This window comes from Streptomyces xanthophaeus, from assembly GCF_030440515.1.
GTDB lineage: Bacteria > Actinomycetota > Actinomycetes > Streptomycetales > Streptomycetaceae > Streptomyces > Streptomyces kutzneri.
Genome location: NZ_CP076543.1, coordinates 2,623,370 through 2,636,752, shown reverse-complemented (window position 1 = coordinate 2,636,752; position 13,383 = coordinate 2,623,370). Strand labels below are relative to the sequence as shown.

At 70.8% G+C, this 13,383-nt stretch carries 9 protein-coding genes; 7 read left to right on the top strand and 2 right to left on the bottom strand.

Features of this window, described 5'->3' with window-relative positions:
* Window positions 1–91: 91 nt before the first annotated feature.
* Window positions 92–1,099, bottom strand: coding sequence for an aldo/keto reductase (locus KO717_RS11135; RefSeq protein ID WP_301366326.1), 1,008 nt, complete (start codon window positions 1,097–1,099; stop codon window positions 92–94).
* Window positions 1,100–1,172: 73 nt separating this feature from the next.
* On the opposite strand from KO717_RS11135, the gene KO717_RS11130 reads away from it, so the two are divergent.
* From KO717_RS11130 to serA, 6 genes are all read left to right on the top strand, one after another.
* Window positions 1,173–2,120: a 2-hydroxyacid dehydrogenase gene (locus KO717_RS11130; RefSeq protein ID WP_301366325.1), complete on the top strand. Its 948-nt coding sequence runs from the start codon at window positions 1,173–1,175 to the stop codon at window positions 2,118–2,120.
* Between the two features lie 282 nt (window positions 2,121–2,402).
* Window positions 2,403–5,300 (top strand): putative bifunctional diguanylate cyclase/phosphodiesterase, encoded by a 2,898-nt coding sequence (locus tag KO717_RS11125; protein WP_437184492.1) that lies wholly within the window; start codon window positions 2,403–2,405, stop codon window positions 5,298–5,300.
* A 204-nt stretch (window positions 5,301–5,504) separates the two neighbouring features.
* A complete protein-coding gene (locus tag KO717_RS11120) occupies window positions 5,505–7,391 on the top strand; it encodes an acetolactate synthase large subunit (RefSeq protein ID WP_301366324.1) in 1,887 nt (628 codons plus the stop codon).
* A 31-nt stretch (window positions 7,392–7,422) separates the two neighbouring features.
* Window positions 7,423–7,947, top strand: a complete 525-nt coding sequence (ilvN, locus tag KO717_RS11115; protein WP_030010002.1) for an acetolactate synthase small subunit — start codon at window positions 7,423–7,425, stop codon at window positions 7,945–7,947.
* Window positions 7,948–8,080: 133 nt separating this feature from the next.
* A complete protein-coding gene (gene ilvC, locus KO717_RS11110; RefSeq protein WP_030010003.1) occupies window positions 8,081–9,082 on the top strand; it encodes a ketol-acid reductoisomerase in 1,002 nt (333 codons plus the stop codon).
* 318 nt (window positions 9,083–9,400) lie between these two features.
* Entirely contained in the window at window positions 9,401–10,990 is a 1,590-nt protein-coding gene (gene serA / locus KO717_RS11105) for a phosphoglycerate dehydrogenase (protein WP_301366323.1), read from the top strand.
* Between the two features lie 89 nt (window positions 10,991–11,079).
* Here serA and KO717_RS11100 read toward each other — a convergent pair whose 3' ends face one another.
* The gene (locus KO717_RS11100; RefSeq protein WP_301366322.1) at window positions 11,080–12,636 is read right to left on the bottom strand and encodes an MFS transporter; all 1,557 of its coding nucleotides are present in this window, start codon (window positions 12,634–12,636) and stop codon (window positions 11,080–11,082) included.
* Between the two features lie 89 nt (window positions 12,637–12,725).
* On the opposite strand from KO717_RS11100, the gene KO717_RS11095 reads away from it, so the two are divergent.
* Complete coding sequence (locus KO717_RS11095) at window positions 12,726–13,307, top strand: TetR/AcrR family transcriptional regulator (protein WP_301366321.1); 582 nt, start codon at window positions 12,726–12,728, stop codon at window positions 13,305–13,307.
* Window positions 13,308–13,383 lie beyond the last annotated feature (76 nt).

Genomic DNA, 13,383 nt, shown 5'->3' with positions numbered 1-13,383 from the left:
TTGTCGGGCCGCCCCCGGATCGCCCCCGGGATCGCCCCCGGACCACCACCTGATCGACCCGGCCCCGCCCCGCCCCGCGCCGGGTGCCCGATCAGTCCCAGGCTCCCACCTCGACCGGAAGGGCCGCGATCTCCGCCAGGTCCCCGGCCGTGAGCCGGACCTCCGCCGCCCGCGCGTTCTCCGCCGCCCACGGCGCCCGGTCGGCCCCCGGCACCGGCACCACCTGCGGCCCCTGAGCCAGCACCCAGGCCAGGGCCACCTGCGCGACCGTGACCCCGGGGCCGTGCCGCCGGGCCACCTGCCGCAGCCCCGCCAGCAGGACCTGGTTCGACGCCATCGCCTCCGCCGTGAACCGCGGATGCCGGGCCCGCACGTCCTGCGGCTCGAACCCCTCGCCCGGCGTGAGGGTCCCCGTGAGGAACCCGCTGCCCAGCGGCATCGCCGCCAGGAACCCCACGCCGCGCGCCGCGCACCACGGCAGCAGCTGCCACGCCGCCTGCGGCGACCACACCGACAGCTCCGCCTGCACCGCGCTCACCGGGAACACCTGCTGCAGCCGTTCCAGGTGCCGCAAGGTCGTCCGGTACGCCCGGTCCCCGCTCCGGCCGGCCCCGGGACCGGCCCCGGCGCCCAGCGCGCAGTACCCGAGCGCCCGCACCTTGCCCGCGCCCACCAGCTCGGCCATGGCTCCCCAGGTCTCCTCCACGGGCACGTCCGGATCCACCCGGTGCAGCTGGTAGAGGTCTATGACATCGGTCCGCAGCCGCCGCAGCGAGGCGTCGCAGGCCCGCCGTAGGTAGCCGGGCCGCCCGTCGGCGACCACGTGCTGGTCACCCGCCCGCAGTCCCACCTTGGCCGAGACGAACGCCTCGGACCGCCGCTCCCGCAGCACCCGTCCGAGCAGCAGCTCATTGGTGAACGGCCCGTACACGTCGGCCGTGTCCAGCAGGTTCGACCCCAGGTCCAGCGCGGTGTGGACGGCGGCCAGCGACTCCTGCCCCCGCCGCCGCGAAGGCGCGTACGCCCAGCTCATCGGCATACAGCCGAGGCCGACGGCGCCCACCGTCAGCGCCCCCGCCCCGATCGACCTGCGCTCCACCCCTGCGTCCCCCTCCGGCTCCGGACCTCAAACTAACGGCTTGATCCGGATGCCTTGGCATAGCCTCGTGATCATGACTGCAATGACCCCGGATGTCTGGCTCCCGTTCCCCGCCGAGGAGATCGAGGGCCTCCCCGACTCCTTCCGGTACCGCCTCTGGGACGGCGAGGACGCGTTCCCGGCCGATCCGGCCGACTGCGTCTTCTACGTGACGCCCTACATGAAGTCCCCCGAGGTCACCGTGCGCCCGCTGGCGGCGATGCCCGCGGTCCAGGTCGTCCAGACCCTGACCGCCGGCATCGACGACGTGCGGGGCCGCCTCGGCGACCTGCGCCCCGGCGTACGGCTGTGCAACGCCGTCGGGGTCCACACGGCCAGCACCGCCGAACTCGCCCTCGCGCTGACCCTCGCCTCCCTGCGCGGCATCCCCGGCATGGTTCGCGGCCAGGACCGCGAGGAGTGGCGTTCCGGGTTCTACGACGCCCTCGCCGACAAGTCGGTTCTGATCATCGGCTACGGATCGATCGGCTCCGCCATCGAGGACCGGCTCGTGGCCTTCGAATGCGGCCCGGTCGCACGGGTGGCGCGTACGGCGCGGACCACCGGACGCGGGCCCGTGCACACCCTGGCCGACCTGCCCGGGCTGCTGCCCCGGGCCGACGTGGTGATCCTCGTGACACCGCTGACCGACGCCACCCGGGGGCTGGTCGGCGCCGACTTCCTCAGCCGGATGAAGGACGGCGCCCTGCTGGTGAACGTGGCGCGCGGTCCCGTCGTCGACACCAAGTCCCTGCTGGCGGAGGTGGAGTCGGGCCGGCTGCGCGCGGCACTCGACGTCACCGACCCGGAACCGCTGCCCGCGGGCCACCCGCTCTGGCATGCTCCGAATGTCCTGATCACACCTCATGTGGGCGGCAGCAGCTCGGCGTTCGAGCCGAGGGCCAAGCGCCTGCTGGCCCGCCAGCTCACCCGGTTCGCCGCCGGGGAGCCGGTGGAGCACACGGTGTTGATCACCGAGTGACGCGTGATGCGCACGCTCCGCAGTCACCCGAATGCGCAGGGTGTGCACAACTCCCCGATCGGTAACGGAGAGTAGAGAGACTATGTCCCTGAGTGACGAAAGTGGTGTATCGTCCGGAAGAAGGGGCTGCGCCACGAACGTCTGGCGCTGGGGAGTGATCGGACACTTTGGGGGGCGACGGGCGATGTACGGCCAATGGACGAAGGATCCGACGCGGCACAGCCGCCGGAGGCGACGCTGCCGAGACTGGGCTGCACCGGAACCAGCCGGCGAGGGGGACCGGTGAGTACCCCGGGGGCGGCGCTCCTGAACCGGCCGTCCGTCTCGGGCGGAGGCAAGGGTCTGGCGATGCAGCTGCTCCTCGCGGTGGTCAGCGGCGGGTACGCCGTCGGCGCCGCCCTCAACTGGGGCTCGGAGGAAGTCGCCGAGATCATGGGCGACTTCGGGCTCAGCGCGGCCGGCTTACTCGCCGCGGTCTCCTGCTACTCCTACGCGAGGGCGATCGACAGCCGCGAACGCCCCGCCTGGCTGCTCTTCGCCTTCTCCTCCCTCATGGGCGCCGGCGGCAATGCAGTCTGGGGCTGGTACGAGGTGATCCTGGGCGAGGAAGTGCCGAAACCCTCCCTCGCCGACTTCGCCTTCCTCTGCTTCGCCCCGCCCGCCATCGTGGGCCTGCTCGTCCTCGCCAAACGCCCGGTCACCCGCGCCGGCTGGGTGTGCCTCGGACTCGACTCCTGGCTCATCGGCGGCTCCCTGCTCACGCTCTCCTGGAGCCTGGCCCTGGCCCACGCGGCGCGGACCGCCCAGTCCGGCGCCCCCGGCAGCGTCCCGCGCGCCGCGCTCTCCCTCGCCTACCCGCTCCTGGACATCGCGCTCGTCTCGATGGTCCTGGTCCTGCACTTCCGGCGCAGCGAGACCAACCGCTCCGCCGTCAACACCGCCATCGCGGCGCTGGCCCTGACCGTGCTCAGCGACGCCCTGTTCACCTCGCCCCTGCTGAGCGCCGAGTACCAGTCCGGACAGCTGCTCGACGCCGGCTGGTTCGCGGGCTCGCTGCTCCTCGCGTACGCGCCCTGGGGCGCCAGGCGCCTCCACCCCGGCCCGGAGCCGGCCGGGCGCCCGCGCGCGGACCGGACGCACAGCCGCCCGATCACCGGCTCGCTGCCCGCCCTCACTCCCTACCTCGCGGCCGCCGTGTGCACCCTCGGCATCCTCTACAACGTCGTGGACGGCCGGAAGGTGGACCGGATGGTCGTCTTCACCGGCTGCACGGTCGTGCTCGCCCTCGTCATCCGGCAGGGCATCATGCTCCTCGACAACATCGCGCTGACACAGGAACTGGCCCAGAAGGAGAACCACTTCCGTTCCCTGGTCCAGGGCTCCAGCGACGTCATCATGATCGCCGCGCCCACCGGAACCCTGCGCTACGTCAGCCCCGCGGCCGCCGGGGTCTACGGCCGTGAGGCGGAAGAGCTGGTCGGCACCGAGCTCGCCACCCTGATCCACCCCGACGACCTCGGCCGGGTGGTCCACGAGGTGCGCCGCTTCCTCGCCGCACCGCCGACCGAGGAGCCCACCACCCGCATCGAGTGCCGCTTCAAATCGGGCGGTGGCGAGTGGCTCAACGTGGAGTCCACCGTCAACCGCCACCAGGGCGGGCTCATCCTCAACAGCCGGGACGTCACCGAGCGGGTCCGGCTCCAGGCCCAGCTCCAGCACAGCGCCGAACACGATCCGCTGACCGACCTGCCCAACCGGGCCCTGTTCACCCGGCGCGTGCGCCAGGCCCTGACCGGCCGGCGCGCGGGCGACCACAGCACCGCCGTGCTCTTCATCGACCTCGACGGCTTCAAGGCGGTCAACGACACCATCGGCCACCAGGCCGGCGACGAACTGCTCGTCGAAGCCGCACGCAGGCTCCAGGACTCGGTCCGGGCCGGGGACACCGCGGCCCGCCTCGGCGGCGACGAGTTCGCCGCGCTCATCCTGGGCGACGGCAACCGCGACCCCGGCGCCCGCGAGTACCAGGTGCGCGAGATCGCCGACCGGCTGCGCACCACCCTCTCCCAGCCGTACCGGATCGGCGGCAGCGAGGTCCGGGTCGCCGCGAGCATCGGGGCCGCCTTCGCCGACCCCGGCATCACCCCTTCGGACCTGATGCGCAACGCGGATCTCGCGATGTACCGGGCCAAGGCCGGCGGCAAGGACCGGGTCGAGATGTACGCCCCCCAGATGCAGGCCGAAGTCGTGCGCAAGGCCGAGCTGGCCGGCCGGCTGCGGACGGCACTGCACGAGGGCGAGTTCGCCCTGCTGCACCAGCCCGTGGTCTCGCTGGCCACCGGTGAGGTGTCGGCCGTCGCCGCGCAGGCCCGCTGGCGCTCCGCCCAGGGGATCCTCTTCACGCCGGCGGAGTTCCTCCGGGTCGCCGAGTACAGCGAGGGCGGTGCCGGTGGGGCCGGCGGCCCCGGCGCCGCCGGGCACGACGCCTCGCGCACCGCAGAGCTGGGCCGATGGCTGCTGGAGGAGGCCGTGGAGCAGGCCGCCGACCGGCACCGGGCCGGGCACGACGTACCCGTGGCCGTACGGATGACCGCCCAGCGGCTCCTGGACCGGTCCATGCCGCTCGGCTCCGTGGAGGCCCTGCTGACCCGGCACGGGCTGCCGTCCGGGGCCCTGGTGCTGGAGCTCGCCGTATCCGACCCCAGGGTGCCTTTCGACGACCTGGAGCGCCGCCTGACCGCCCTGCACCGGCTCGGGGTGGGTATCTCCCTGGACGGCTTCGGCAGCGGCTACGCGGCCATCAGTGCCCTGCGCCGCCTCCCCGTGGACATGCTCAAGCTGGACCGCGGCCTGGTGGAGGGAGTGGTCGAGTCCGCCCGGCTGCACAAGATCACTGCTGGTCTCTTGCGGATCGCAAACGACCTGGGCATGCGGTCGGTGGCGGACGGGGTCGACCTGCCCGAGCAGGTCCTGGCGCTGCGCGCGATGGGGTGCACACACGGCCAGGGAATGGCTTTTTCCGGCCCGCTCGACGAGTACAGGCTGCGCCGTGCGCTGGTGCGCGGTACGTTCCCAGTACCGGGCGGAGCGGCCCAACCAGCACTGGCCGGCGGTTCCCCCGGGGGCTCGATGGCCATCCGTAGAGGCTCACATAATGAGACGCCCGTCCCACCTACTTGACATCACCCTCCCGCCAGAGGGAGGGTCAGTGCCATGCGCACCCGAATTCTCGTACTTGGAAAGCGCGTCGGCTGAAGCTGGGACCTGCATGTCCCCGCTCAACACCCCCGACGCGCTCCCCTCGCTTGCCTCCTGGCACGAGGGGTTTTTTGTTGCACTGGCACAGAGTCGAATCCGCGTAAAACCCTCAGCTTCGAGAAGAGAATGCCGATGACCGAGCAGGCCACCGGGGCCCACCATCCGCAGCCGCGGCCCCGTTCCGGCGGACAGCAGTCCGCCGCAGTTGAGCACGTCACGGGTGCGCAGTCCCTCATCCGCTCTCTCGAAGAGGTGGGGTGCGACACCGTCTTCGGTATTCCGGGCGGCGCCATCCTCCCCGCGTACGACCCGATGATGGACTCGAAGAAGGTCCGTCACATCCTGGTCCGCCACGAGCAGGGGGCCGGCCACGCCGCCACCGGCTACGCGCAGGCCACCGGCAAGGTCGGCGTCTGTATGGCCACGTCCGGCCCGGGCGCCACCAACCTCGTCACCCCGATCGCCGACGCGCACATGGACTCCGTCCCGCTCGTCGCGATCACCGGTCAGGTCTCCTCCAAGGCCATCGGCACCGACGCCTTCCAGGAGGCGGACATCGTCGGCATCACGATGCCGATCACCAAGCACAACTTCCTGGTCACCAAGGCCGAGGACATCCCGCGGACGATCGCCGAGGCGTTCCACATCGCGGCCACCGGCCGTCCGGGCCCGGTCCTGGTCGACATCGCCAAGGACGCCCTGCAGGCGAAGACCACCTTCTCGTGGCCTCCCGCCCAGGACCTCCCCGGTTACCGGCCGGTCACCAAGCCGCACGCCAAGCAGATCCGCGAGGCCGCCAAGCTCATCTGCCAGGCCAAGCGCCCGGTCCTGTACGTCGGCGGCGGCGTCATGAAGTCCGGCGCCACCGCCGAGCTGAAGGTCCTCGCCGAGCTGACCGGCGTCCCGGTCTGCACCACCCTGATGGCGCTGGGCTCCTTCCCCGACAGCCACCCGCTGCACGTCGGCATGCCGGGCATGCACGGCAGCGTCACCGGCGTCACCGCGCTGCAGAAGTCGGACCTGCTGATCGCCCTCGGCACCCGCTTCGACGACCGCGTCACCGGCAAGCTGGACAGCTTCGCCCCCTTCGCCAAGATCATCCACGCGGACATCGACCCCGCCGAGATCGGCAAGAACCGCGCGGTCGACGTCCCGATCGTCGGAGACGCCCGCGAGGTCATCGCCGACCTGATCCAGGCCGTCCAGGCCGAGCACACCGAGGGCAACGCGGGCGACTACACCGCCTGGTGGAACGACCTCAGCCGCTGGCGCGACACCTACCCGCTGGGTTACGACCTGCCCGCCGACGGCAGCCTCTCCCCGCAGCAGGTCATCGAGCGGATCGGCGCGCTCGCGCCGAAGAGCACGATCTTCGCTGCCGGCGTCGGCCAGCACCAGATGTGGGCCTCGCACTTCGTCAAGTACGAGGAGCCCCGCACCTGGCTGAACTCCGGCGGCGCCGGAACCATGGGCTACGCGGTCCCGGCCGCGATGGGCGCCAAGGTCGGCATGCCCGATCGCACGGTCTGGGCGATCGACGGCGACGGCTGCTTCCAGATGACCAATCAGGAACTGGTCACCTGCGCCCTGAACAACATCCCGATCAAGGTCGCGATCATCAACAACGGCGCGCTGGGCATGGTCCGCCAGTGGCAGACCCTGTTCTACAACCAGCGGTACTCCAACACCGTTCTGCACGCCGACGAGACCGGTCACGACACGGTCGGCTCCCAGCTCGGCGAGTCCATCGCGCCCCGCAAGGGCACGCGCGTCCCGGACTTCGTCAAGCTGTCGGAGGCCATGGGCTGCGTGGCGCTGCGCTGCGAGGACCCGGCCGACCTGGACAAGGTCATCGCCGAGGCCAACGCGATCAACGACCGTACCGTCGTGATCGACTTCATCGTCCACGAGGACGCCATGGTGTGGCCGATGGTCGCCGCCGGCACCTCCAACGACGAGGTCATGGCAGCCCGGGGCGTCCGTCCCGACTTCGGCGACAACGAAGACGACTGAGCCGAGAGAGCCGAGAGAGAGAACGCCTCACATGTCCAAGCACACGCTCTCCGTCCTGGTCGAGAACACGCCCGGCATCCTCGCCCGGATCGCCGCCCTGTTCTCCCGCCGCGGGTTCAACATCGACTCCCTCGCGGTCGGTGTCACCGAGCACCCCGACATCTCCCGCATCACCATCGTCGTCAACGTCGAGGACCTCCCGCTGGAGCAGGTGACCAAGCAGCTGAACAAGCTGGTCAACGTGCTCAAGATCGTCGAGCTGGAGTCCCACAACGCCATCGAGCGAGAGCTCGTCCTGGTGAAGGTCCGCGCCGACAACGAGACCCGTTCGCAGATCGTCGAGATCGTCCAGCTGTTCCGCGCCAAGACGGTCGACGTCTCCCCGGAGGCCGTCACCATCGAGGCCACCGGCGGCTCCGACAAGCTCGGCGCGATGCTCAAGATGCTGGAGCCCTTCGGCATCAAGGAGCTCGTCCAGTCCGGCACGATCGCCATAGGGCGTGGCGGACGGTCCATCACGGACCGCAGCCTGCGCGCGCTCGACCGCAGCGCCTGACCCGCCCGGCCCGGCCCGGCGGACACGTGAGCCGGGCGGGACACGCTCAGCTCGCATAGCGAGACCGAGAAACTCAGATTCCGTTCCCCGCCGTACGGTGGGAGCAACACCAGCGCACCAAGGAGATATCCCAGTGGCCGAGCTGTTCTACGAGAACGACGCCGACCTGTCCATCATCCAGGGCCGCAAGGTCGCGGTCATCGGTTACGGCAGCCAGGGCCACGCCCACGCGCTGTCGCTCCGTGACTCCGGCGTCGACGTCGTCGTCGGTCTGAAGGAGGGCTCGAAGTCCAAGGCCAAGGCCGAGGAGCAGGGTCTGAAGGTCGTCCCCGTGGCCGAGGCCGCCGCCTGGGCGAACGTCATCATGATCCTCACCCCGGACCCGCTGCAGGCCGAGATCTACGAGGAGTCCATCAAGGAGCACCTCCAGGAGGGCGACGCGCTCTTCTTCGGCCACGGCTTCAACGTCCGCTACGGCTTCATCAAGCCCCCGGCCAACGTGGACGTCGCCCTCGTCGCCCCCAAGGGCCCGGGCCACCTGGTCCGCCGTCAGTACGAGGAGGGCCGCGGCGTTCCGTGCATCGCCGCCGTCGAGCAGGACTTCACCGGTTCCGCTTTCGCGCTCGCGCTCTCGTACGCGGCCGGCATCGGCGGCACCCGCGCCGGCGTCATCAAGACCACCTTCACCGAGGAGACCGAGACCGACCTGTTCGGTGAGCAGGCCGTCCTCTGCGGTGGCGCCTCCGCCTTGGTCAAGGCCGGTTTCGAGACCCTGACCGAGGCCGGCTACCAGCCGGAGATCGCGTACTTCGAGTGCCTGCACGAGCTGAAGCTCATCGTGGACCTCATGTACGAGGGCGGCCTGGAGAAGATGCGCTGGTCGGTCTCCGAGACCGCCGAGTGGGGCGACTACATCACCGGCCCCCGCGTCATCACCGACGCCACCAAGGCCGAGATGAAGAAGGTCCTCGCGGAGATCCAGAGCGGCGAGTTCGCCAACACCTGGATGGCCGAGTACAAGGCCGGTCTGCCGAAGTACAACGAGTACAAGAAGGCCGACGAGGAGCACCTGCTGGAGACCACCGGCAAGAAGCTGCGCAAGCTGATGAGCTGGGTCGACAGCGACGAGAGCTGATCTCGTGGCGACGGGGCCGGGACACGTGAAGTCCCGGCCCCGCCGTGCATCCGCGCAGGACCCCGGCCGTCCGGACGGCCGGGGCGCAGGGGATCCGGGGCGCCGGGAAACCGGCCCTCACGGGCGCGGCTTGTCCACCCCGGCCAACCACGGACGGGTGATCCTTCCGTACAGGCGGAAATCCGACCCGTCAGCGCCACTACACTGCTCAACACATACGCGTCAGGCCCACAGTGTCGTGCGTCTTCCACGCGGCTACCCCCTCCACCGCCTGCGGCCGTCGGGACGGCCGTCCGCACTGGACTTGTGAGGACCCACGTGAGCTCGAAACCTGTCGTACTCATCGCCGAAGAGCTGTCGCCCGCCACCGTCGAGGCGCTGGGCCCGGACTTCGAGATCCGGCACTGCAACGGCGCGGACCGCGCCGAGCTGCTGCCCGCGATCGTCGACGTCGACGCGATCCTCGTCCGCTCCGCCACCAAGGTCGACGCCGAGGCCATCGCCGTGGCCAAGAAGCTGCGGGTCGTCGCGCGCGCCGGTGTCGGTCTGGACAACGTGGACGTCTCCGCCGCCACCAAGGCCGGCGTGATGGTCGTCAACGCGCCGACCTCGAACATCGTGACCGCGGCCGAGCTCGCCTGCGGCCTGCTCGTCGCCACCGCCCGCAACATTCCGCAGGCCAACACCGCCCTGAAGAACGGCGAGTGGAAGCGGAACAAGTACACGGGTGTCGAGCTCAGCGAGAAGACCCTCGGCGTCGTCGGCCTCGGCCGCATCGGCGTGCTCGTCGCCCAGCGCATGTCGGCCTTCGGCATGAAGATCGTCGCGTACGACCCCTACGTACAGCCCGCGCGCGCCGCCCAGATGGGCGTCAAGATGCTGACGCTGGACGAGCTCCTGGAGGTCGCCGACTTCATCACCGTGCACCTGCCCAAGACCCCCGAGACCCTCGGTCTCATCGGGGACGAGGCCCTGCACAAGGTGAAGCCGTCGGTCCGCATCGTCAACGCCGCCCGTGGCGGGATCGTCGACGAGGCCGCGCTCTACACGGCCATCAAGGAGGGCCGCGTCGCCGGCGCCGGTCTCGACGTGTACGCGAAGGAGCCCTGCACGGACTCCCCGCTCTTCGAGCTCGACCAGGTCGTCTGCACCCCGCACCTCGGCGCGTCCACGGACGAGGCCCAGGAGAAGGCCGGTGTCTCGGTCGCCAAGTCGGTGCGCCTCGCGCTCGCCGGTGAGCTCGTGCCGGACGCGGTCAACGTCCAGGGCGGTGTCATCGCCGAGGACGTCCGTCCGGGCCTGCCGCTCGCCGAGAAGCTCGGCCGTATCTTCACCGCCCTCGCGGGCGAGGTCGCGGTCCGCCTCGACGTGGAGGTCTGTGGCGAGATCACCCAGCACGACGTCAAGGTGCTGGAACTCTCCGCCCTCAAGGGTGTCTTCGAGGACGTCGTCGACGAGACGGTCTCCTACGTCAACGCCCCGCTGTTCGCACAGGAGCGCGGTGTCGAGGTCCGGCTGACCACCAGCTCGGAGTCCCCGGACCACCGCAACGTCGTGACCGTTCGCGGCACCCTGTCGGACGGCCAGGAGGTCTCGGTCTCCGGCACGCTCGCGGGCCCGAAGCACCTTCAGAAGATCGTCGGCGTCGGTGAGTACGACGTGGACCTGGCGCTCGCCGACCACATGGTCGTGCTGCGCTACACCGACCGCCCCGGCGTGGTCGGCGCCGTCGGCCGCGTCCTCGGCGAGGGCGGTCTGAACATTGCGGGCATGCAGGTCGCCCGGGCCGAGGAGCACGGTGAGGCGCTCGCCGTCCTCACCGTCGACGCCCCGGTTCCGGGAGACGTCCTCGCGGACATCGCCACCGAGATCGGCGCCGTCTCGGCGCGCACGGTCAGCCTCGCCTGAGCCCACCAGGGTGACGACGTGAAGGAAGGGCCCGGGGGATCCCCCCGGGCCCTTCCGCGTTGCGCCGGCCGCGTGCCGCGGCGGGCGGTTCAGTGGTACGTCGCCTCGCGGGCGCGGTCTTCGGGACCCGTCGCGGGCTCCGCCGCGGGCGGGGCGGGTGCTTCGATCCCGCGCATCAGAGCCGCGGCGAGCACGGCCGCCCCGAGCAGCAGCGCCGTACCGCCCCAGGCCGCGTACTGCATTCCGTGGACGAAGGCCTCCCGGGCCAGGGCCAGCACCTGCTCCCCGGCCGGCCCGCCGATGTGGTGGGCGGTGGCGGCGGCCCCGCCCAGGGTCTCCCGTACGGCGGGCTCGGAGTCCGCCAGGTCGCTGCGGTAGACCGCGGTGCCCAGGCTGCCGAGGACCGCCATGCCCAGGGCGCCGCCGAACTCCTGGCCGGTCTCCAGCAGGGAGGCGGCGGAACCGGCCTTCTCGGCGGGGGCCGAGGCCAGCGCCATGTCGGACACCAGCGACATCACGGTGACGATGCCCGAGGCCAGCACCCCGGCACCGATCAGCAGCAGCCACAGGGAGTCGGTCCCGACCAGGCCGATCAGGGCGAAACCGGCGGCAGCGAGGACGAACCCGCCGGCCATCACGTAGGCCCGGTCCACCTTCTGGGCCAGGGCCGCGCCGACCGGGGCAGAAGCGCCGATGACGAGCGAAGGGGCGAGGCTCCACAGGGCGGCCTCCAGGGTGCCCATGCCGAGAACGGACTGCAGGTACTGGGTGGTGAAGTAGGCCGAGCCCATCATGGCGAAGGCGGCGACGGTGTTGAGGCCGATGCCCGCGCCGAATCCGCGGCCCTGGAACAGCGCCCGGCTCACCATGGCGTCGTCACGGGTGCGCTGGCGGCGGACGAAGACGTACCCGAAGGCCAGGCCGACGGCGAGGCAGCCCAGGTACAGGGGTTCGAAGCCCTCGGCGGCGATCTCCTTGAGGCCGTAGACGACCGGCAGCACGGCGGCCATGGACAGCGGGACGCCCAGCAGGTCGAAGCGGCCGGGGGCCGGGTCCTTGAACTCCGGGACCAGGACCGGGACCAGGATCAGCAGGAGCAGCATCGCGGGCACGTTGATGAGGAAGACCGAACCCCAGAAGAAGTGGTTCAGCATCACTCCGCTGAGCACCGAGCCGAGGGCGATTCCGCCGGTCATGGCTCCGGACCAGATGGCGATGGCCTTGCCGCGCTGCTTGGCGTCCTGGAAGAGGTTGCGGACGAGAGCCAGCGTGGAGGGCATCAGGGTGGCGCCACCTATGCCGAGCAGCACGCGGGCCGCGATCAGCATCTCGGCGCTGGTGGCGTAGCCGGCGCCGATCGAGGCGAGGCCGAAGGCGGTCGCGCCGATCAGCAGCAGCTTGCGGCGGCCGATCCGGTCGCCGAGCGAACCCATCGTGATGAGCAGGCCGGAGAGTGCGAAGGCGTAGCTGTCGAAGATCCAGAGCTGCTGGGTGGCGCTGGGGTCGAGCTGGTCGGTGATCGCCGGGATGGCGAAGTAGAGGACGGAGACGTCCATCGAGACCAGGAGCAGCGGCAGCAGGAGGACGGTGAAGGCGGTCCATTCGCGGCGGCCGGCGAGTCGCGCTGTGGCGGCGGGGTTCGTCATGAGCAGGAATATACATACGTCTTAAACGCTTGTCTATGACGACTGTCTAGAACTGTTGTCTGGGACGCTTGTCTTGCTACGGTGTGGACATGGGACATCGCGAAGATCTGCTCGAAGGCGCCAAGAAGTGCCTGGTCGAGAAGGGGTTCGTGCGCACGACCGCGCGCGACATCGTCAGCGCCTCGGGGACCAACCTGGCCTCCATCGGCTACCACTACGGCTCGAAGGACGCCCTCCTCACCCAGGCCTTCATCGGCCTGATGGAGGAGTGGGGAGCGGTATTCCAGGACGGACTCGACGGCGAGGGCGGATCGCTGGAGCGCTTCCGCGCCCTGTGGGAAGGGGTGTTGGCGCAGCACGAGAAGTCGGGCCCGGTCTGGGCGGCCAGCCTGGAGGTGGCGCTCGGCCGCGACCAGCGGCCGGAGTTGAGGTCCATGCTCGCGGCCTCGCAGGCCGAGGGGCGCCGGGGGCTGATCTCGATGCTCACCGGGACCCCGGAGGACCAGCTCGACGAGCGGGACGTACGCACGCTGGGCGGTTTCTACCAGGCGCTGCTGAACGGCCTGATGATCCAGTGGCTCTTCGACCCGGAATCGGCCGCGACCGCCGAGGAGTTCACCGAGGGCATGCGCCGGGCCGCCGCGGCGATGACCCGCCCCCAGGAGGGCTGACCGGAGCCGGAGCCGGAGGCCGTCGTACGCCGACCCGTTGCCGGAGTCACCGCCGGGCGAGCCCCGTCCCGCCGCC